19 protein-coding genes and 1 pseudogene are annotated in these 19,781 nt (G+C 61.7%); 12 read left to right on the forward strand and 8 right to left on the reverse strand.

Annotated elements, in window-relative coordinates:
- Positions 1-13: 13 nt before the first annotated feature.
- Positions 14-1,504 carry an MFS transporter gene (locus YU9_RS0116865; protein ID WP_027573915.1) on the reverse strand — a complete coding sequence of 497 codons (1,491 nt, stop codon included), beginning with the start codon at positions 1,502-1,504 and terminating at the stop codon, positions 14-16.
- A gap of 447 nt (positions 1,505-1,951) precedes the next feature.
- Here YU9_RS0116865 and guaB point away from each other — a divergent pair, with 447 nt between their 5' ends.
- From guaB to YU9_RS0116880, 3 genes are all read left to right on the forward strand, one after another.
- On the forward strand, positions 1,952-3,445 hold the full coding sequence (gene guaB, locus YU9_RS0116870; RefSeq protein ID WP_027573916.1) for an IMP dehydrogenase: 1,494 nt from the start codon (positions 1,952-1,954) through the stop codon (positions 3,443-3,445).
- Between the two features lie 310 nt (positions 3,446-3,755).
- Entirely contained in the window at positions 3,756-4,778 is a 1,023-nt protein-coding gene (locus tag YU9_RS0116875) for an NADP-dependent oxidoreductase (RefSeq protein WP_027573917.1), read from the forward strand.
- 151 nt (positions 4,779-4,929) lie between these two features.
- Complete coding sequence (locus YU9_RS0116880; protein WP_027573918.1) at positions 4,930-5,223, forward strand: hypothetical protein; 294 nt, start codon at positions 4,930-4,932, stop codon at positions 5,221-5,223.
- Between the two features lie 86 nt (positions 5,224-5,309).
- On the opposite strand, the gene YU9_RS0116885 is transcribed toward YU9_RS0116880, so the two are convergent.
- The 4 genes from YU9_RS0116885 to YU9_RS0116900 form a co-directional block, all read right to left on the reverse strand.
- On the reverse strand, positions 5,310-5,906 hold the full coding sequence (locus YU9_RS0116885; protein WP_027573919.1) for a phasin family protein: 597 nt from the start codon (positions 5,904-5,906) through the stop codon (positions 5,310-5,312).
- Between the two features lie 703 nt (positions 5,907-6,609).
- Positions 6,610-7,140 carry a DUF992 domain-containing protein gene (locus YU9_RS0116890; protein WP_084298970.1) on the reverse strand — a complete coding sequence of 177 codons (531 nt, stop codon included), beginning with the start codon at positions 7,138-7,140 and terminating at the stop codon, positions 6,610-6,612.
- 198 nt (positions 7,141-7,338) lie between these two features.
- Positions 7,339-8,184, reverse strand: a complete 846-nt coding sequence (locus YU9_RS0116895; RefSeq protein ID WP_027573921.1) for a metallophosphoesterase — start codon at positions 8,182-8,184, stop codon at positions 7,339-7,341.
- Positions 8,185-8,253: 69 nt separating this feature from the next.
- Positions 8,254-8,868, reverse strand: a complete 615-nt coding sequence (locus YU9_RS0116900) for a hypothetical protein (protein WP_027573922.1) — start codon at positions 8,866-8,868, stop codon at positions 8,254-8,256.
- A 155-nt stretch (positions 8,869-9,023) separates the two neighbouring features.
- Between YU9_RS0116900 and YU9_RS0116905 the strand changes: the two genes are divergently transcribed.
- The gene (locus tag YU9_RS0116905; RefSeq protein WP_027573923.1) at positions 9,024-9,446 is read left to right on the forward strand and encodes an MAPEG family protein; all 423 of its coding nucleotides are present in this window, start codon (positions 9,024-9,026) and stop codon (positions 9,444-9,446) included.
- 68 nt (positions 9,447-9,514) lie between these two features.
- Positions 9,515-10,816 carry an RsmB/NOP family class I SAM-dependent RNA methyltransferase gene (locus YU9_RS0116910; RefSeq protein WP_027573924.1) on the forward strand — a complete coding sequence of 434 codons (1,302 nt, stop codon included), beginning with the start codon at positions 9,515-9,517 and terminating at the stop codon, positions 10,814-10,816.
- A 209-nt stretch (positions 10,817-11,025) separates the two neighbouring features.
- Here YU9_RS0116910 and YU9_RS0116915 read toward each other — a convergent pair whose 3' ends face one another.
- The 3 genes from YU9_RS0116915 to YU9_RS0116925 all read right to left on the reverse strand — a co-directional run bounded on the left by YU9_RS0116915 (position 11,026) and on the right by YU9_RS0116925 (position 12,458).
- On the reverse strand, positions 11,026-11,235 hold the full coding sequence (locus YU9_RS0116915; protein ID WP_015686739.1) for a cold-shock protein: 210 nt from the start codon (positions 11,233-11,235) through the stop codon (positions 11,026-11,028).
- A gap of 259 nt (positions 11,236-11,494) precedes the next feature.
- Positions 11,495-11,827 (reverse strand): DHCW motif cupin fold protein, encoded by a 333-nt coding sequence (locus YU9_RS0116920; RefSeq protein WP_027573925.1) that lies wholly within the window; start codon positions 11,825-11,827, stop codon positions 11,495-11,497.
- A 259-nt stretch (positions 11,828-12,086) separates the two neighbouring features.
- Entirely contained in the window at positions 12,087-12,458 is a 372-nt protein-coding gene (locus tag YU9_RS0116925) for a nuclear transport factor 2 family protein (protein ID WP_027573926.1), read from the reverse strand.
- A 141-nt stretch (positions 12,459-12,599) separates the two neighbouring features.
- Here YU9_RS0116925 and guaA point away from each other — a divergent pair, with 141 nt between their 5' ends.
- From guaA to YU9_RS0116960, 7 genes and pseudogenes are all read left to right on the forward strand, one after another.
- A complete protein-coding gene (guaA, locus tag YU9_RS0116930; protein ID WP_027573927.1) occupies positions 12,600-14,198 on the forward strand; it encodes a glutamine-hydrolyzing GMP synthase in 1,599 nt (532 codons plus the stop codon).
- Between the two features lie 291 nt (positions 14,199-14,489).
- Positions 14,490-15,056, forward strand: a pseudogene (locus YU9_RS41595) (tyrosine-type recombinase/integrase); the annotation flags it as partial.
- A gap of 323 nt (positions 15,057-15,379) precedes the next feature.
- On the forward strand, positions 15,380-16,906 hold the full coding sequence (locus YU9_RS49940) for a hypothetical protein (protein WP_245266407.1): 1,527 nt from the start codon (positions 15,380-15,382) through the stop codon (positions 16,904-16,906).
- Complete coding sequence (locus YU9_RS49945; protein WP_245266409.1) at positions 16,864-17,256, forward strand: hypothetical protein; 393 nt, start codon at positions 16,864-16,866, stop codon at positions 17,254-17,256. The genes YU9_RS49940 and YU9_RS49945 overlap by 43 nt, the downstream gene beginning before the upstream one ends.
- Positions 17,257-17,452: 196 nt before the next feature.
- Complete coding sequence (locus tag YU9_RS0116945) at positions 17,453-17,698, forward strand: hypothetical protein (protein ID WP_156951941.1); 246 nt, start codon at positions 17,453-17,455, stop codon at positions 17,696-17,698.
- A gap of 338 nt (positions 17,699-18,036) precedes the next feature.
- A complete protein-coding gene (locus tag YU9_RS47770; protein ID WP_156951942.1) occupies positions 18,037-18,675 on the forward strand; it encodes a hypothetical protein in 639 nt (212 codons plus the stop codon).
- A 652-nt stretch (positions 18,676-19,327) separates the two neighbouring features.
- Complete coding sequence (locus tag YU9_RS0116960) at positions 19,328-19,684, forward strand: hypothetical protein (RefSeq protein WP_027573931.1); 357 nt, start codon at positions 19,328-19,330, stop codon at positions 19,682-19,684.
- Positions 19,685-19,781: the final 97 nt, after the last annotated feature.

Consider the following 19,781-nt stretch of genomic DNA (forward strand, 5'->3'; position numbering starts at 1 on the left):
ATCTTGCCCTACGCTACCCCAGCCGCTGGTCGCGCACGTCCTGCGTATCCTCGCTCGCCGCCTTGACGGCGGCCTTCGCCGCGCCCTTGCCCGCGCCCTTGCGGCTCGCGATCTCCACCGCCTTGCGGCCGGAGATCTCGTGGCCGGCGTCAAGCGGCATCTGCCAGAAGAACCAGCTCGACGCCGCCGAGGTCAGCGCCACCACGACGAAGGCCGGCGCGAACACGGTGGCGTCGATCTCGCTGACATGGTTGAACCACATCGTCGTCTCGACACACGCCGCGCCGACGGCGACGCCGGCCGAGACCGCGAGCTGCTGGTTGACGCTGACGAGGGTGGTGGCCCGGCTCATCTGCGCGGTCTCGACCTCGGCATAGGCGACGGTGTTGATCGCGGTGAACTCGAGCGAGCGGAAGAAGCCGCCGACCACCAGGATCACCATGATGATGAGCAGCGGCGTTGTCACCGTGAACAGCGCGCAGACGCCGAGGAAGAACGCGCTGACGATCGCGTTCACCGTCATCAGATTGCGGAAGCCGAAGGCGCGGATGATCCGCGCCGCCAGCGTCTTCATGCCCATGGCCCCGAGCGAGGAGGCAAAGGTGACGAGGCCGGAATGGAACGGCGACAGCCCGAAGCCGATCTGCATCAAGAGCGGCAGCAGGAACGGCAGCGCGCCGATGCCGAGGCGGAACAGGAAGCCGCCGAGCACGGCCGCGCGCAGCGTCGGCAGGTTCAGCAGCGAGAAATCCAGCACCGGCGACCCCGTGCGCCTCGCGTGGATGACGTAGAGCGTCATCGAGATCGCACCGCCCGCGATCAGTGCTGCAACGGTGCTCCACGGCAGCAGATTGAGGCCGGCGACGGACAGGCCGAAGGCGATGCCGGCGAGCCCCAGCCCAGCGAGCACCATGCCGTAGAGATCGAACGGCTCGCGTTCCTCACTCTTGATCGGATCGATGAAGCGCATCGCCATGAAGATGCCGAGCAGGCCGATCGGGATGTTGATCAGGAATATCCAGTGCCAGGACGCATAGGTCGTGATGAACCCGCCAAGCGGCGGTCCGATCACGGGACCGATCAGGGCAGGGACCGTCACCCAGGCCATGGCGTTGACCAGCGCGCTCTTGTCGACCGAGCGCAGCAGCACGAGGCGTCCGACCGGCGTCATCATCGCGCCACCCATGCCTTGCAGGATGCGCGCGAATACGAAATCGGTGACCGAGGTCGAGAGCGCGCAGCCGACCGAGCCGACCATGAACACGCCGACCGCGATCGCGAACACCATGCGCGCGCCGAAGCGGTCGGCGGTCCAGCCGCTCGCCGGGATGAACACCGCGAGCGACAGCAGGTACGACGTGATTGCGAGCTTCAGCGTCAGCGGGCTGGTCCCGATGTCGGCCGCGATCGCCGGCAGCGAGGTGGCGATCACCGTCGAATCCATGTTCTCCATGAAGAGAGCGGTGGCCACGATCAGCGGAATGACGCGTTGCTTGTCGACCATGACGGATTGGCAATGAAATCGGAAGGAAGGAGGAGTTGCGGCTTAACACCGGCGCTCGCCTGCGACCATTGCGGATCGACGCATGGCACCTAAATCCTGCGTCACAACGGGATGACGCTCCCCTCCGTCATTCCGGGGCGCGCCGCTTGGCGCGAACCCGGAATCCATCGGGCCGCAGGGGCCGCTGCGGGATGGATTCCGGGTTCGCGACTTCGTCGCGCCCCGGAATGACCGCGGATGGGCCGCCGCCCCGCTGAATCTGCCCCAAAAAAGCCTGTGCATGGCTGGCCAGCGGCCCGAATTGCTTTGATTCGTCACGCGGCCGTGCTATCGACCCGCGTCAACCCCACCGATGGGCTCCGATTCTTAAGGCGATGCCGCAAGGTACGCCGAGGGCGGCGCTCATCTATTAGCATTTGCGGCAGGGCCGCAGGAAGGAGTTGGCATATGGCCACGGTGCAACTTCAAGGCATCCGCGAAGCCTTTACGTTCGACGACGTGCTGTTGAAGCCGGGCCTGTCCGACGTCATGCCGGGCGAGGTCGACATCCGTTCTCGCGTCACCCGCGCCATTCCGCTCAACATTCCGATCATGGCCTCCGCCATGGACACGGTGACCGAAGCCCGCATGGCGATCGCCATGGCGCAGGCCGGCGGCCTTGGTGTCATCCACCGCAATTTCGATCCTGAAGGACAGGCCGCCCAGGTCCGGCAGGTCAAGCGCTACGAGTCCGGCATGGTGGTGAACCCGCTCACCATCAGTCCCGAGGCCACGCTCGACGATGCACTGAAGCTGATGAGCGATCACGGCATCTCCGGCATTCCCGTCGTCACCGGTGCCGGCAAGTCGACGCCCGGCAAGCTGGTCGGCATCCTCACCAACCGTGACGTGCGCTTTGCGACCAATCGCCAGCAAAAGATCTCCGAGCTGATGACGCACGAAAATCTCGTCACGGTCCGTGAGAATGTCAGCCAGGACGAGGCGCGGCGGATGCTGCACCAGCATCGCATCGAGAAGCTGGTCGTCGTCGACGAGCAATATCGCTGCGTCGGCCTCATCACCGTGAAGGACATGGAGAAGGCGGTCGCGCATCCGCTCGCCTGCAAGGATGCGCAGGGACGCCTGCGTGTCGCTGCGGCCACCACCGTCGGTGATAACGGCTTCGAGCGCACCGAGCGGCTGATCGACGCCGGCGTCGATCTCGTCGTCGTCGACACCGCGCACGGCCATTCCCGCCACGTGCTGCACGCAGTGAACCGCATCAAGCGCCTGTCCAACTCGGTGCAGGTCGTCGCCGGCAACGTCGCCACCACGGAAGGCGCGCAGGCGCTGATCGACGCAGGCGCGGATTGCATCAAGGTCGGCATCGGCCCGGGCTCGATCTGCACCACCCGCATCGTCGCCGGCGTCGGCGTTCCCCAGCTCACCGCGATCATGGATGCGGTGGAAGCGGCGAAGAAGTCCGACATCCCCGTCATCGCCGACGGCGGCATCAAATATTCCGGCGACCTCGCCAAGGCGCTCGCTGCCGGCGCCGACATCGCCATGGTCGGTTCGCTGCTCGCCGGCACCGACGAGACGCCCGGCGAAGTGTTTTTGTGGCAGGGCCGGTCCTACAAGGCCTATCGCGGCATGGGCTCGGTCGGCGCGATGGCGCGGGGATCTGCCGACCGCTACTTCCAGCAGGACATCAAGGACACGCTCAAGCTCGTGCCCGAAGGCATCGAGGGGCAGGTGCCCTACAAGGGCCCGGTCGGCAACGTCATGCACCAGCTCGCCGGCGGCTTGCGCGCCGCCATGGGCTATGTCGGCGCGCGCGACATGAAGGAGCTGCACGACAAGGCCCAGTTCGTCCGCATCACCGGCGCGGGCCTGCGCGAAAGCCACGTCCACGACGTGACGATCACGCGCGAGAGCCCGAATTATCCGGGCGGGGGTTAGTCTTCATTTCTCTCGCTCTCGTGCCCCGGACGCAGCGCAGCACCTCTTCGGTGATGCGCTGCAGAGCCGGGGCCCATCTCTCCACATCATGCCATGTAGTTTTCTGTTGGGGTCCCGGCTCTGCGCAGCAACGCTGCGCGCTGCAGCGCGTCCGGGACACGAGAATCCTTGTAGCCCGCGTGGAGCGAAGCAGAATGCGGGGAGGGGTCCCGGATTGCGCTTCGCTCCATCCGGGCTACGCGAATCCTTTTGTGTTGACGCGGCTGGATTGCTTCGCTTCGCTCGCAATGACAGAAAAGTGGAGGAAGCTATGTCCCAAGGCAAACGCATCGTTCTCGCCGCGCGTCCGGTCGGCGAACCCAAGCCATCCGATTTCCGCATCGAGGAATTCACCGTTCCAACGCCTGCAGCAGGCGAAGTCCTGCTGCGCACGATCTGGCTGTCGCTCGATCCCTATATGCGCGGGCGCATGAGCGAGGGTCCGTCCTACGCAGCTCCGGTGCCGATCGGCGGGGTGATGGAAGGCGAGGCGGTCAGCGAGGTCGCGGCCTCCAACAATCCCGACTTCGCGGTCGGCGACATCGTGCGCATCCGCTCGGGCTGGCAGACGCATGCGATCTTGAACGGCAAGGGCCTGATCAAGGTTGATCCCAAGCTCGGTCCCATCTCGACCTCGATCGGCGTGCTCGGCATGCCCGGCATGACCGCCTACACGGGCCTGCTCGACATCGGCAAGCCGCAACCGGGCGAAACCGTCGTCGTCGCCGGCGCCTCCGGCGCCGTCGGCTCGGCCGTCGGCCAGATCGCCAAGATCAAGGGCGCCCGCGCGGTCGGCATCGCCGGCGGCAAGGACAAGTGCGACTACGTGGTGAAGGAACTCGGCTTCGACGAGTGTCTCGATCATCGCGAAACCGATTTTCCGGCCAAGCTGAAATTCGCCTGCCCGAAAGGCATCGACGTCTATTTCGAGAATGTCGGCGGCGCCGTGTTCGAGGCGGTGTTCCCGCTGCTCAATCCGTTCGCGCGCGTGCCGGTTTGCGGCCTGATCGCGCACTACAACGACACCGAGGCAAAGCCGCCGAAATGGGCCGGTGCGATGATGCGCAACATCCTCACCAAGCGGCTGACCTTCCGCGGCTTCATCGTCTCCGACTTCGCCGCCCGCCATGGCGATTTCCTGCGCGACATGTCGGCCTGGGTCCGCGACGGCAAGGTCAAGTACAAGGAGTTCGTCACGGAGGGCCTGGAAAGCGCCCCCGGCGCCTTCATGGGCCTGCTGAAGGGGGCCAATTTCGGCAAGCAGCTGGTTCGGGTGGGGCCGGACAAGGCGTAATTTAGCGATATCCAGCCCCCTCAGGGCCGTGGATGGTTAAGAAAGAGTCACTAATCGGTCACACCTGCCCGCAAAAGCCGCAGGCGTGACCGCCTGTTCATTGACGGGCCGACGAAGGCATTGAATCATCGCGGATATTTTAGGTGCTGCGATGTTAGAGATTGGTATTTTCTGCGTAATCCTCCTGGCCGCCGGCTATTGGGCGACCATGTTCGTCATGGGCCGTCGCGACGACGTCATCCATGGCAAGTTCGTTCACACCGAGGACGAGGGCGATTTTGCTCGTGCTCCCATGCCGGCACCACCGCCGCCGTTTCCGAAGCGTCCGGTCAAGGCCGCGCAGCCTGTCAGTCAACCGCCTGTCGCTGCCTCAAACCAGGTGAACAGCGAGGCATTGCGATCGCTGCTGGCCGCGATCCAGCAGGATCTCAAAAGCGTGGCTTAAGTCTCCCGCGAGGCCACAACTGGAGCAGCAGGCATATGAGCGGCTGAGGTTCGGCCGCGCATGTGCGCCATGGTTATGGCAGCGTGCTAGGCTGCGTGCCGCATGCGTTCGATACTCTGAGTAATATGGTTTCCGGCATCGTCAGCCACCTTCAAAGACATGTCCGCCATCCGGCGGCTGCTATCTAGGGCGCTTCTGATCGAATCGCGCATCAGATCAGTCTGCACAGCCGCCAAATCCTGCGGAGTTCGGCAGCGCCAGAGTTCATTCATGCGGTCCATGGTCCGCTCGATCTGCTGACGAACGAAATCGAAGTACTCGCGTGAGACGCCGTTCATTCCTTTGGCGACAGCGGTTGTAGAGTACATGATGGCTTCTGCGTTGCGGACCGAGCGTTCTGTGGCCTGCTGCGCTTCATTGCCCGTCAAACCGAACGTGCGACCAAGCTGATCAGTAGAGCGGCCCATCATGGCAGTGGCCATGTCGACGCCGAAGCGCCAACTGTTTTGCAACATCTCGGCATTTTGTTGCAGCAGATGGCCGCTGGCTTGGGCCACCTCCTCGCTGGCCTCAACGGTAGCCAAGCCGATCCGTCTGGTCTGCTCAGCGGTCCTCTCGGCGGCGCGGCGGATTGTGTCCTCAGGGCTTTGGGTGGACTTTTCCTCCTGGCGTGGATTGGCCATTTGTTGCTCCATCGTTGTTGTTGGTGAGGTCGGATCCTCTCGGTCACAGGTGCGACCCTAAGCGGGCCAACGTGGGCATTTCTCCACCGTTCCGCGGCACGCGATTTTTAATCAATCCTCTGCGATTGCGCGCAGGAACGAGCGCTTCAACTTCCAATCATTTGATGGATTGGTTTGCTTGGCACCGCGGGTCTCGTGTTCTTACCCTCGATCATCAAGGCTCAGTAATGACCACCGCAATTTCCAGCGTCTCTGGTGCTCAGGCCTCACAGTTGAGGGCGGCTGCGGAGGAAAGTGCACTCCTCATTCCAACTGCGACACAATTCCAAGCTTATTACTCGACCATAGGCGACCAAGTGCAAATATTCCACGGAACAGAGGACCAAGTGATCGAATTCAAACAAGCGCGAGATTTACATCAAGCGCTGCCTCGGTCCGACCTTCACCTTGTTCCAAATGCCGGGCACATGGTCACGCACGCAGACCCGCCGCCATCGTTGAGGCCGTCAGTCAATAGCAAATTCTTAAGGCTGGCAGCTTGTCCTTATCGGCTTGAACTCGCCGGAAGAAGAGCACTCCATCTGCGCAAAGCGAGCCTTGGGGCATCGTTGAGCCAGAAGTAACGTGTGGGGCACTGGTTGGCGCCCCGGCGGAACCCGGGCTCACTGAAAAGCGCTCTTCTTCACTTCGCCGGCGACGGCCGTCACTGCACCTTGCGGCGTGCAGGCGCAGCGACCGGCCGCAATTCCATTCTCGATATGCCTGCTGCGACGTTCACACCTGTCTGCGCCTGGACGGACACCGGCTGCAAGACGACCGTGCGATCCGAGCCGCCCAGCAGGAGGTTGGCACCAACTCCGGCGCCGACAGTGCCGCCGGCGGTCGCGCCCGAATAGGTTCCAGCCAAGGCTGCCTGGCGAAGCGTGGTTGGCGCAAACACGGTCCAAACGAGCTGACCGCCGGACGTGGCTCCTATGTCGAGTCCAAGCGTGCTGACGGTGCCTTCGTAAGCCTCGCGCGCCCTGCCTCGCGCCGATGCATAGATGCAGCTCAACTGCCGTTGTCCCGCAACAATCATGCCGACTCCGGGCGATATGTTGCACGTGAGTGTGCCGACTCTCGAGCGCCCAGCCTCCTGCGCCGTTGCCGGAACCATCGCGAGGACGAGTGCCAAGGCCGCGCAAGCCGTTGCCAAATTGGTCAGCCTAGCTTCGTTCAGCGTTGTCCTAATCATGGGGCCTCCATCGACGTATTCTGATCGTCCTTCAATGCGCGCGGAGCTAGCGATGTTCCTGTTGATCGGAAGGCGAAGCTCGAGAAGCACAAGACAAACTCTTGCTTACGGGCCCGGGATGTGGAGCACGCGCGTCCGGCTCTGCGCCGGTGTTGAGTGACGGCGGACATCAAGTGCGCCTACTGCACGCAGCCGATGTTATGAGTGCTCGCCGCCCATCTGGGCGAGCAGTTCCTCAATGTCGACATCGCGCTGGCCCGCCGCCCTGACGTGGCGGACCTCAAGACTGTCTGGCCGGAAGCGGTATTCGACCAGCCCGACTTCCTTGATCGCGATCCGGTCCTGCCGCGAATCGTTGATGACGAAGCCGGACGACGGCGCCCAGACGTGGCGGGTGTGGCGCCAGGTGAAGTCACGGCGCTGGTGCACGTGACCGCTGGCGATGAGACGCAGGTCGACATTTCCGAACATCTCGATCAGCCGCGCCCGCGCCGGCTGCGGCACGTAGCGGATCGAGGTCTCCGGCGTCTCGGGGTCGTCGGGCAGGTTGAGAAACAGCGGCTTGTGCAGGAACAGCGCGACCGGTCTGCGGTCCGTGCGCGCGATCTCTCGGGACAGCCAGTCGAACTGCTCGGCCTCGAAGGCGAGCCCCGAATTCATCACCAGCGAGTTGAGGCCGATGAAGCACCAGCCGGCGGCCTCGAACGACCAATGGTCTTCGCCGATGATGTCGCAGAACCCCTGGCGGTGCGTCTCGCTGACCGGCGGCTTCGGCGCCGGCCCGATCGCGGTCGGATTGTCGCCGATGTCGTGATTGCCGGGGAGGTAGCGGCAGGTGACGGGCAGGGCGTCGTGCAGGCCTTTGGCGAATTCGACGTCGTCGCGGCTGGTCGGCCCGTCGAACGAGACGTCACCGGTGTTGACGACAAGATCGGGCCTGCCGGCGTCGATGTGCTCGCTGATGCGGTGGAAGTTGGCGATCAGACCGGGAAAGCGCCGGCCGAGATGGGTGTCGGAAATCTGGATCAGGCGAAATTCGGGCATGCGATCATCCTACCCGCTGTCGCGAGTCGGAACGATGACGGCGCCGGCACGGATCGCAACGAACAAAGTTTAAAGCACGCGGTAGCGGATCGTGTAGCCGTCCTGCGGGGCGACCGGGCCGGCGAGCGGGGAGGCGATGCGGTCGGCGAGGTGCCAGGGGCCGAACTCAACGGAGCGATGCGGCTCGGCCGGCAGGCGGAGGCGGAACTCGAAGGTGCCCCTGCCGGGCAGGTTCACGATCAGAACGCGGTCCGCGGTGCGGTGGTTGAGCACCACGGCGCCGCGCAGCTCCGCCCGCCCGTCCGAGAGGTCGCGCACCCCGTCGACCAGCGCCAGTGTCTGGTTGCGGTCGGTATGCAGCTCGATCTGGCTGTCAGTCACTCCCGTCAGCACCGCCCGGGGCATGCAGATCTCGAACTCGACGGCGGGCTTGGATGGATTGAGGCCGAGATAGGCAAGGGCAGCGTGGCGCATGTCGTAGGCGGCAAAGGCGAACAGGGCGAGCGCGGCCAAGGCAGCCAGGCCGTGCCGGACGACGTCGCGCCAGGTCCGGTAGCTCAAGCGGAAGTAGACCGTCATCGCCAGCGCGACCGCGAGCGCCGCCGCGACACCTGACAGCGCCGACATCAGGATGCCGAGCTGTCCGCCGGCGGGCTCGGTGAAGAGGCTGGACAAGGTAATCATGGCGCCATCTCGCCTCGGGCCTAAGGGGCCGAAATCGCTTTAACTATCGACGCTTGGTCGCGGAAGCGGGAACGCCGGTTCAAGTCGTTCATTGTCAGCGCCAAGAGTCGCGGCTAATGACGGTCGGCGGCATTTCGCCTCCCGGGAAAGTTCCGATGTCCGTTCAGATGGTCTTGCTGCCGGTCTTCGTGCAGGTCGCTCTCACCTTCGCGCTTCTGATCGGCATGGTCTTGGCGCGGCGCAAGACCCTGGTCTCGGGCGAGACCAAAATCCGCGACATTGCGCTGGGCGAGCCGAACTGGCCGAAGGGCGTCACACAAATCGCCAATTGCTACCGCAACCAGTTCGAGCTGCCGGTGCTGTTCTACGCCCTGATTGCGCTGGCATTGCCCTTGCGCCGCGCCGATCTCTTCATCGTGCTGATGTCCTGGGTGTTCGTGGTGACGCGCTTTGCCCATGCCGGCGTGTTCGTCTCCTCCAACGATCTCGGCCGCCGCTCCACGATCTGGCTCGCCGGCGTGCTCGTGCTGCTCGCGATGTGGATCTACTTCGCGCTGAAGCTTTTGCTGCTGATCTGATCGCGCATGATCCGGAAAAGTGGATCCCGGTTTTCCGATAAGATCATGCGCAAAACTGAAAGATTCAAATGACCCCCGCTGCCCGGCTGTCCGCAGCCATCGAACTGATCGACACAATCGAGAGGGACCGCGTGCCAGCGGCCAAGGCGCTGAAGGAGTGGGGCACCGCGCACCGCTTCGCCGGCTCCGGCGACCGCGCCGCGATCGCCGGCCTCGTCTGGGACGTGCTGCGCCGCTACGCCTCCAGCGCCTACCTGATGGGTTCCGATACCGCACGGGCGCGGCTGATCGGCATGCTCCGCCTCGAGCGCAGCATGGACACGGCCACCATGGCCGCGCTGTTCGACGGCAGCCGGTTTGCGCCGGCTCCACTGACCGATGCCGAGCAGGCCGCGCTCGCCTCGCGCTCCCTCAAGGATGCACCTGCTGCGGTCGCCGGCGATTACCCCGAATGGCTCGATCCGCACTTTGCAAAAGTGTTCGGCGATGACCGCGCCGCAGAGGCCGCCGCGATGGCCAGCCGCGCCCCGCTCGATTTGCGCGTCAACACGCTAAAATCCAATCGCGACAAGGTGCTGCGCGCGCTTGCTCATCTTCATGCGAAATCGACGCCCTGGTCCGCAACCGGCCTGCGCATCGAGCTTTCGGCCGATGCGCGCAACCCCGGCGTCCAGGCGGAAGAGGATTTCATCAAGGGCGCAATTGAAGTGCAGGATGAAGGATCCCAGCTTGCGGCCCAATTCACCGCGGCAAAACCCGGCGAGCAGGTGATCGATCTCTGCGCCGGCGCCGGCGGCAAGACGCTGGCGCTCGCCGCCTTGATGCAGGGCAAGGGCCGGCTGATCGCGACCGACCGCGATAAGCGCCAGCTTGCCCCGATCCACGAGCGGCTGTCGCGCGCCGGCGTCCACAATGCCGATGTCCGCACGCCCAAGGGCGAGGCCGATCCGCTGGCCGATATCCGCAGCACCGCCGACCTCGTCGTGATCGACGCGCCCTGCACGGGAACCGGCACCTGGCGCCGCAACCCCGATGCCAAATGGCGGATGCGCCCCGGCGCGCTGGAGATCCGCCTGCGCGACCAGGCCGAGGTGCTGGAGCGTGCGGTGCCGCTGGTGAAGGTGGGTGGCCGCATCGCCTACATCACCTGCTCGGTGCTGGCGGAGGAGAACGGCGAGCAGGTGAGGGCGTTCGTCGGCCGCCACCCCGAATTCGCGGTCATCCCGCCCGAGCAGACCGCGAGCGTGCTCTGGGACAAGGCGGAAGCGTTCGGCGAGGCCGCGCTGCAGTCGGCGGAAGGCTGGCTGATGACGCCGCGGCGGACGGGAACGGACGGGTTTTTCGTGTCCATCCTAAAGAAAATCGGCTGATTGTTCCTCCACAGTCATCCGGGGCTCGCGAAGCGAGAACCCGGAATCCATCAAGCCGTGCACCTTGCCGTTCGATGGATTCCGGGGTTCGCCCTACGGGCGCCCCGGAAGGAACAAAACAAAAGCCCCGCAGACCGGATCCCGGTCGCGGGGCTTTCGAGTTCTAACGTTCTGCCGGTACGTCCGTGGTCAGAACGGTGCGCGGGCCGTTACCCGACGCGGAGATTGTCAGCCGAGGACTTGCCGCTGCGGCGGTCGGCGACGATGTCGAACGAGACCTTTTGGCCCTCATTGAGGGTGGAGAGGCCGGCGCGCTCGACGGCGCTGATGTGCACGAACACGTCCTTCTGGCCGTCGTCCGGCTGGATGAAACCATAACCCTTTTGGGTGTTGAACCACTTCACGGTGCCCATAGCCATGGGAATTTCCTTTGTTAGAGAGGATACGCACGCGGACCGGTACGCGTCGCTGCGCCCATGATCCTGTTCAGTCGATGTTTGGAGAAGTCATCTGAAGCGTGCGCGCCCGTCTGTAACGAAGCGAAGCGGCCCAGTCGTTCGGCCAAGTATCGATGATCACAATATAGCGAGGATTTGGGGCTACTTCAAGGCACCACCCGTGATTCGGGATGTCGCGCGCCTTTGCTATTCTGCGGTGCAAGTGAACCGCGGGGGCGCCTCAGTCCACGATGAAGAGCGTGGCGCCGGTCGTCGTGGAGGACCGGTGCGCGGCGTCGCCGAAATCCGACACCTGGTAGCTCATTCCCGCCGTGAGCTTGAACTTGCGCCCGTCGCGCAGCTCGGAGTCGAGCTCGCCCTTCAGCACGTAGAGCACGTGACCCCGATCGCACCAGTGGTCGGCCAAGTAGCCCGGCGAATATTCCACCATCCGCACCCGGAGCTCGCCGATATTGAGCGTGCGCCATTTGGCCTCGCCGCTCTCGCCGGGATGCGTGGTTGCCTCGATCTGGCTCCAGTCGGTGACGGTAAAGGGGGAGGTGGGGAGTTTCATGCGGATGATCCTGTTTTCGGAACCGGCGGCGTTGTTGTTAACGCATGCTTGAGCCGCAGTCTCCGTTACCGGAAGCATTGCGCCCGATGTCGGACCGTCATCCTGAGCTGCTCGTCCTGCAACGCAGGACGAGCCTCGAAGGACGACGGCCCGGCTGCATCTCGGCCGTGCATCCTTCGAGGCTCGCCCCGCGTCGCTGCGCGCCGCAGAGCTCACGCCTCAGGATGACGGAACGAGAGGGCGAGCAAGGGGCAGAAAATCACCCCACCAAATGGTTCGCCGACCCCTGCACGATCAGCCCTGCCTCATTCACCCGCAGATATTCGCAGATCTTCTTGCCCCGCTCGTTCTCGTAGAACACCACGATGCTATCTGGGCTGACGAACAGATCGATCAGCGAGAAATGCAGGTTCGGCAACAGTCCGAGCGCCTTGCCCCAATAGGCGCGCAAGGCATCCTTGCCGCGCACCGTGCCGCTGGCGTCGAACCCCAGCGCCGGGATGCGGTCCGAGGTCATCACGGCCGCCTCGTCATAGAGCTTCAGCACGCGCTCGAGATCGCGTGCGTTCCAGGCCTCGACCCAGGTCCGGCCGAGTGCGGCAAGCGTTGATGGCTGATGATGCTGTGACATGGCATTCTCCCTGATTGGCCCCCTTTGTGAGGATGGGGGCATAATAGGTCAATATTGCTGACCTATATTCCGCCCAAAGAAGCATGTGGGCGCGCCGCCACCGCGGTTGCGGCCCGGGCCGCGCCAGCGTATCTGCTGGCCATGACAGCAGCACAGAACGACCGCTCCGCGTCGACGCCCTCGGTGGCCTCGGCGCACGACAAGATTCTCATCGTCGACTTCGGCAGCCAGGTGACGCAGCTGATCGCGCGTCGCGTGCGCGAGGACGGCATTTATTGCGAGATCGTCCCGTTCAACAAGGCAGAAAGCGCCTTCAACGAGATGAAGCCGAAGGCGGTGATCCTCTCCGGCGGCCCGGAATCGGTGCACGAGGCCGGCTCGCCCCGCGCCCCGCAATTGATCTTCGATTCCGGCGTGCCCGTGATGGGCATCTGCTACGGTCAGATGACCATGGCCGCCCAGCTGGGCGGCGAGGTCGAGGGCGGCCATCACCGCGAATTCGGCCGTGCCGATGTCGAAGTCAAGGCGCCCAGCAAGCTGTTCGAGGACGTCTGGTCGTCAGGCGGCAAGAACCAGGTCTGGATGAGCCATGGCGACCGCATCACCAAAATGCCGCCGGGCTTCTCAGTCGCCGGCACCTCGCCGAATGCACCATTCGCGATCATCCAGGACGAGACGCGCAAATATTACGGTCTGATGTTCCACCCCGAAGTGGTGCACACGCCCGACGGCGCAAAGCTGATCCGCAACTTCGTCCGCAAGATCGCCGGCCTCACCGGCGACTGGACCATGCGCGCCTTCCGCGAAGAGGAGATCGCGAAGATCCGCCAGCAGGTCGGCAAGGGCAGGGTGATCTGCGGCCTCTCCGGCGGCGTCGATTCCGCGGTCGCAGCCGTCTTGATCCACGAGGCCATCGGCGACCAGCTCACCTGCGTGTTCGTCGATCACGGCCTGATGCGCCTCAACGAGGCCGAGCAGGTCGTCGACCTGTTCCGCCACCACTACAACATCCCGCTCGTGCACGTGGACGCGTCCAAGCAGTTCCTCGGCGAGCTCGAAGGCGTCACCGATCCGGAAGCAAAGCGCAAGACCATCGGCCGTCTCTTCATCGAGGTTTTCGAGCAAGAGGCCAAGAAGATCGGCGGCGCCGACTTCCTCGCGCAAGGCACGCTCTATCCCGACGTGATCGAGAGCGTCTCCTTCACCGGCGGCCCCTCGGTGACGATCAAGTCGCACCACAATGTCGGCGGTTTGCCTGAGCGCATGAACATGAAGCTCGTCGAGCCCTTGCGGGAGCTGTTCAAGGACGAGGTGCGCAAGTTAGGGCGCGAACTCGGCCTGCCCGAAATCTTCGTCGGCCGCCACCCGTTCCCGGGCCCCGGCCTCGCCATCCGCTGCCCCGGCGAGATCACCAAGGACAAGCTCGACATCCTGCGCAAAGCGGACGCCGTCTACATCGACCAGATCAGGAAGTACGGCCTCTACGACGAGATCTGGCAGGCCTTCGCCGTGCTGCTCCCGGTGAAGACCGTCGGCGTCATGGGCGACGGCCGCACCTATGACTATGTCGTCGGCCTCCGCGCCGTCACCTCCACCGACGGCATGACCGCGGACTTCTACCAGTTCGACATGAAGTTTTTGGGCGAGACCGCCACGCGCATCATCAACGAGGTGAAGGGCGTGAATAGGGTGGTGTACGATGTGACGAGCAAGCCGCCTGGGACGATCGAGTGGGAATAATTCAGGCCCGTCCGCGACTATCCCGCTCTGTCCAATTGCACGACTTAACAGACTGATTTTACGATCGAATTCGTCATCGACATTCGAGAACTATCGGCACGCATAAATCCGGACAGACGGAGCGCCTGACGGTGTCGCCGTCCATTGAAACCATCGATCCCGATCAATACCGTCATGCGCGATGCTGCGTCTGACGGTATTTTTCTTTGTCCAAGTGTTTGGAAAACAAAGAGATCTCCAGTCAAAAGCGGCTCAAAACTGGCTGACGGTATTTGCCTGGAGGGAAAGTCCTTGCTGACAGACGCTGCGCTTAAGGCGCTGAGACCAAAGGAAAAATCGTACAAGGTCACTGACCGTGACGGCATGTACGTGCTTGTGTCGTCCGCCGGGACGCTGTCGTTCCGGCTCGACTACCGTCTGCATGGTCGACGCGAGACTGTGGTTCTCGGAAAGTATGGCCCGACAGGGCTGTCGCTCGCACGCGCGCGCGAGAAATGCATCGATGCGAAGCGCGCAGTAGGTGAAGGTCGCTCACCCGCAATCGAGAAGCAGCGCGAGAAGCGGCGTCTCCTTGAAGCCAGGAGTTTCGGCGAGCTCGGAGAGAAGTGGCTTGTCGCGGCACCCATGGCCGACGGTACGCGGGCAATGCGGCGATCGATCTTCGAACGCGAGCTGCTTCCCGTCTGGCGCAAGCGCCTTCTTAATGAGATCGCACCGGACGATCTCCGTGCCCATTGCGCAGCTATCGTCGAGCGCGGGGCTCCCGCAACAGCGATCCATGTCCGCGATATCGTGAAGCAGATCTACGGGTTCGCGATCCTGCATGGCGAGAAGATAGCCAATCCGGCCGACGAGGTAGCCCACCCGGTTTAATGCCGGACCGAGGCCTATGGTGCGAGAGCGGAAGAGGCGACTGCGTTCGACACCAGGTCCGCAAGTTTCAATCCCACATGATCGAACGCTATGCGGTCCACCACGGGCTCGACTGCTATCGGCACAAAGCGCATTGGCTCACCGGCGCGCGTATCCATCAATCTGTAATCGATCGTACCAAGGGCGCCAACTTACCACCAAGGGTCTCAAAAAATTTTGCTGGAATGACTGCGTAAGAAGCCCAGATCTGTGCCGCATGCTTTAACGCTGGAATTCCGTGCTTCGGCCGAACTGTGTGAGGTATTGACGTGTCTGTTTCATTTGATCAATGCGCCCCGTACTTGTCGGTATCGCTCTGCAAGGCAAAGGCCGGAAAAACGCCGACTCCCGGAGATCTCATTGATGCTATTCGTGACGTCTCCAAAGAGATCGCCGACAGGAAGGAATTCGAACGACCACGATTCATTGCCGCCAAGAACCCGAATGTGAAGAAGGACGGCACTGTTTACGCATGGGTCCACTATGTCGAGAAACGGCCGCCGAGCTGGTTTACTGGAGATGGGGTGACAGATGTCCTGAATCATCTCGTGGTCGTTGCGCAACGCGGCAGCTTGTACGCGCTCCTCTTCTCGGACAACGGACTCAGAACTGCGATTGCCAGAAAAATTGGATCTATCGCGAAAGGTGCACTTTCAGACGTTGAGCGCTTTTCTTCCACACAGATTAACAAGGCGTTTGTGGAATCCCAAGTGCGGACATTGTGGTTGAGCGGTACCCACCGGCGAAGCGTCATCAAGGCTGATTCAAAGGTCCTCGCAGGTATGGAGCTGGAAACCTCCCTCGATCCGCTGGGTGACCAATCCTACTACTTCAGCTCCGTGAGGAGCACGATGCCGCTGGTCGAGGGCGACAGACCGACGATCGTTGGAGCCAGTCCTGGTGGCGGTCGACTTTGGATAGGCCCAACGAAGTCCTCGGATGATTTCACGAAATTGGTCGATGCGATATTCGTACGCGCAGCAAAGCACATGGATGACAAGGAAAGGTCGGAAAGACCTCTGCCGATTCTGGCGTCGCCCTCGATTGATCTGAAAGGAATTGAGCAGCCCTACGACATAGCGTTCATCGTGCCAGAACAGGCTGGTGACGGTAACGGAACAGACGTTGATGGTGAACTCAGATGGCTTCATCAGTTTGGTGATGCTGCTCGTTTTGAGATAACAACCGCGGCTGGAAGCCCAAACTTTGAAGTTGATGTCTTTTGGGCGGACGTGAAGCTCGGCCGGCTGGCTTATGAATTCGAGCCGACGTCCACGCCCAAATCAGATGTGAGGTTGAGGTCGCGCAAGATCGATGGCTTCGATGGAAATGAGGTCGAAAAGGCGCTTTTGAAGATCTGCGAGGCTCCGGAAAACCTCACGATCTACTTCGACACGGGCCATACATATTCGCGCGGCCTGTTCTATGAGACGCGATTCCGTGATGCTCGGTTTGAGGACTGGGATTGGGTCCGCATGGATCGCGACAACACGATCTTTAAGAACGAGAAACCGCTCGATGGAAGACGTTTCGCGGTCGAGAGTATTGGCAAAACTGGCGACAAGTCACTGTTCGGCCTTTCGCCCGACATTGGCCAAACATGGACGTGCGAGGCAAGCCAACAGGCTGGCTGGTGTGTGATGATGGCGCCATGGAATCGGCGGACTTCATCCATCTCGATGAAACGTGCAATCCGCCCGAACTTACACTCATCCACGTCAAGGGAAGTGGTTCCGGCCACGCGAAGCGGGATTTGTCCGTTTCAGACTATGAGGTTGTTGTCGGCCAGGCGGTGAAGAATTTGCGTCACGTTGATCGAGGGCTACTGAGGGATAAGCTCGCCGCAAACGCGAGCGGTGTGCTCAAAGATGCGGTCTGGTTCAATGGAGAAAGACAGAAGGACCGGAAAGCACTGCTTCGGGTCTTGAAGGGCCTCGGATCCAATCTCAAGACCAAGGTCGTTGTGTTCCAGCCGCGTGTTCGCCGTTCGGTTTTTAATGGTATCCGCAAGAAGATGGATAGCGGAAAGCACAACGCAGCAGTCAGGCGAATGCAGCAACTTGATACCTTGCTGCTGGGAGCGCGTGCCGATTGCTTCTCTTTGGGTGCCGGCTTTGCCGTTATGGCGGATGGGGATGATCTTTAGCTATTGGAAATGGTGGCCAAAATTACGGTTGGTCCGGCCCGGGGACGTCCTGGTGTCGGACGATCATTACCGCAACAAAGTCGCTGCTTGCTTTGATTTCAGGTAACATTTGGGGGCTGCTGTGGCTTGGACATCGAAACACAAGAAAATTGAACTTACGTCCGTTACGGGACATAGTCATCGGCCGATTCCAGGAGTGATCGGACGTGCGCCAAGCATACGGCAGATTCAGTTTTCGCCGCTAGAGCTATTCGGCGCGATGGCGCGGTGTTCGCATCTCCACCCCGTCAATCCCGACGCCGTAACGCTCGAAAGCGAAAGCTGCCGCCATTTGATCGCGCATCATGTCGACGAACGACCAGACGAATTTTCGCTTCTCGCTTCAGCCAAACGCCTCAAGGATTTTTCACGTAGCCACCTCGTGGGCATCGTCGGCGCGTGAGTCGCCTATCTTCAAATGATCCGGGATGGCTACGTTTGGTGTGATCATTTCGAAAACCACTTGCTTCTGCAAACCGCACCTACAAAGCGGTCGCCCGATTTCGTGTTCAGCCGTCCGAACCATGCAGACGTGGCAATCACCGAATCCAAAGCGACTCACGGAAGCTCGCGCAAGCAGTTCGGTCGCTCGGTAGGGAATGGCTATGTTGAGCAAGTCGAGCCCTACCTTGGAATGCAGATCAGTGGTGCGACCGTGTCGCACGGTTTTGCAATAGGCTCGTGGATGACTTCGCCGACTCGCGCCGAGTTGGTGATCGATCACACACGGCGGTGCCAGTCTTGGCCACGCCTCCAGACGACGTTCCAGGCGATCCTACAGCGGTCAAGCGGGGTAACTATCTCACCGTTCTTGCTTTGATGTTTGGATCTGCGGCCGCGCGTGGAGCGCGGGACGGAACCTGGCCATCACCCGGCACAGTATTCGTCGTGGCCGATTGGCTCGGCAGGCAGTGGATCATTGGTTCACACAATCCGGTCCGGACCGCTACGGTCGCGATCGAAGAGAGATTTCAAGATAACGGATCAGCGGATCCCGCGATGTTGCTAACCAACGTCTTCGCTCTGAGTATCGCTAATGTCGTGTTACGTTCTTTGGTTGGTGCTGGCGAGGCGGCAGACTCTTTGGCAACACTCGATCCGATTGTTGACGGTCCTTATGCCAGCGCGCGGGCATCCGGAGGTGCGATCTATCCGGATGGATTTGCCGTCATTGGCAGAGCGGAGAGCCTCGAGAACGTTCACGTCTTGGGCTGGGATCCTAACGGTCATCGCATCGGTAACCACGAAAGGACTGTCGTGCAACAGGTCGAGAGCGAACAGGCGACGGAAGTGCAACAGGCTCTTGAGGGTTGGAGCCTCGACGAATCGCTCGAGAAATCCCCACAACCTCTTCAAATCACGTTTCGCACCGCAGACTGAAGTAGTGTGGACCGTTCAGTGTAAGAACCATCGCGACGACCTACGACGAGTGCGTCAACCGCATCGCCATCATCCAAGAGCACCGGAATATTCTCAAAGCTGTCGAGAACGGCGTTTCGGAGGCAGGATTACCATAGCGCCAAGGCAGATAACGGCTTGTCGGACGAGCAGCTCGCGCTGATGGAGGGGGAATTGGCAAACCAATCGAATACGCAATTTCGAAGACGCAATCAGGAATCGCTGGCCTGCCCGAATACGGCGAGCAGAAACGTGCATTGGGCGTGCCGCCGTGGCTGTCTGTCCTCACTGCGACAGGGTGCGTCATCAAAAAACTGTTGACGATGGTGAGGAAGGTGCGAAACTGCGACCTTACAACCGTGCAGAGATGTTTAAGAAGCGTTCAGCTTGTCGACAGCAGGATGCCTGGGAAAGCGCTAGCGTCGCCAATCAAGGCGTTGGGCGCATTAGGCGATTGATGCGAAGCATTGCGGAGATGCAGCAGCTAAAGAGCTGTTGTGCCAGAAATATTTAACGAGCAATCACGAGTTTGTTAACGCAAGAGGAAAATACCCTCAACTATTTCTCGAATGGCTCGGGCGCGAACACCGGGCCTTAGCGATATCGATTCACGTGCACAGTTCGGAGAATCTCCATGGGCCACAATGCAAACTTGAGGTTCTGGAAGGCTTGGGAAGACCACCGCGAACCCGGACGAGATTTCGACACGAATAAGCGGACTCTGGTTGTCACCGGCAAAGTGGAAGTGGATGCTGCCACAATGCCTGTCCTGGAGGAAGATGCGGGACGAAGGAGCGGGTCGACAACGCTTTACCTGCAGTTCAATTTTAGCCGTTTTGAGGGTGGCAATTCCTGGAAACCGGTGTGGTTTCAGAAGGAGATCAAGTCGAGGGAATACAAGGAGGTCCAGTTGCTAATAGACGGAAATCCGGCGACTGGAGGCCGCCTTGAGATTGAACCAGGCCCCGCAATCTCCTCTCAAAGTGGGTAAAGCTCATCACTTTGGGGATGGACATGAGGCCGAGTCGATCGATCTTTTTTCCAAGGCGAGCGATTTCGAGGCAATCCATCGCGAGTTTCTAGTGCGA

This window comes from Bradyrhizobium sp. WSM1743, from assembly GCF_000473065.1.
Taxonomy (GTDB): Bacteria; Pseudomonadota; Alphaproteobacteria; order Rhizobiales; family Xanthobacteraceae; genus Bradyrhizobium.

What these genes read in the sequence shown, in the direction of transcription:
- YU9_RS0116900 (WP_027573922.1), bottom strand. Translation starts at nt 8,868, where the DNA reads ATGATTACCTTGTCCAGCCTCTTCACCGAGCCCGCCGGCGGACAGCTC.
- YU9_RS0116880 (WP_027573918.1), top strand. Translation starts at nt 4,930, where the DNA reads ATGTTAGAGATTGGTATTTTCTGCGTAATCCTCCTGGCCGCCGGCTAT.
- YU9_RS0116875 (WP_027573917.1), top strand. Translation starts at nt 3,756, where the DNA reads ATGTCCCAAGGCAAACGCATCGTTCTCGCCGCGCGTCCGGTCGGCGAA.
- YU9_RS0116920 (WP_027573925.1), bottom strand. Translation starts at nt 11,827, where the DNA reads ATGAAACTCCCCACCTCCCCCTTTACCGTCACCGACTGGAGCCAGATC.
- YU9_RS0116905 (WP_027573923.1), top strand. Translation starts at nt 9,024, where the DNA reads ATGTCCGTTCAGATGGTCTTGCTGCCGGTCTTCGTGCAGGTCGCTCTC.
- YU9_RS0116895 (WP_027573921.1), bottom strand. Translation starts at nt 8,184, where the DNA reads ATGCCCGAATTTCGCCTGATCCAGATTTCCGACACCCATCTCGGCCGG.
- YU9_RS0116865 (WP_027573915.1), bottom strand. Translation starts at nt 1,504, where the DNA reads ATGGTCGACAAGCAACGCGTCATTCCGCTGATCGTGGCCACCGCTCTC.
- YU9_RS0116960 (WP_027573931.1), top strand. Translation starts at nt 19,328, where the DNA reads ATGGGCCACAATGCAAACTTGAGGTTCTGGAAGGCTTGGGAAGACCAC.
- YU9_RS0116890 (WP_084298970.1), bottom strand. Translation starts at nt 7,140, where the DNA reads ATGATTAGGACAACGCTGAACGAAGCTAGGCTGACCAATTTGGCAACG.
- YU9_RS0116910 (WP_027573924.1), top strand. Translation starts at nt 9,515, where the DNA reads ATGACCCCCGCTGCCCGGCTGTCCGCAGCCATCGAACTGATCGACACA.
- YU9_RS0116925 (WP_027573926.1), bottom strand. Translation starts at nt 12,458, where the DNA reads ATGTCACAGCATCATCAGCCATCAACGCTTGCCGCACTCGGCCGGACC.
- YU9_RS0116885 (WP_027573919.1), bottom strand. Translation starts at nt 5,906, where the DNA reads ATGGCCAATCCACGCCAGGAGGAAAAGTCCACCCAAAGCCCTGAGGAC.
- YU9_RS0116915 (WP_015686739.1), bottom strand. Translation starts at nt 11,235, where the DNA reads ATGGCTATGGGCACCGTGAAGTGGTTCAACACCCAAAAGGGTTATGGT.
- guaA (WP_027573927.1), top strand. Translation starts at nt 12,600, where the DNA reads ATGACAGCAGCACAGAACGACCGCTCCGCGTCGACGCCCTCGGTGGCC.
- guaB (WP_027573916.1), top strand. Translation starts at nt 1,952, where the DNA reads ATGGCCACGGTGCAACTTCAAGGCATCCGCGAAGCCTTTACGTTCGAC.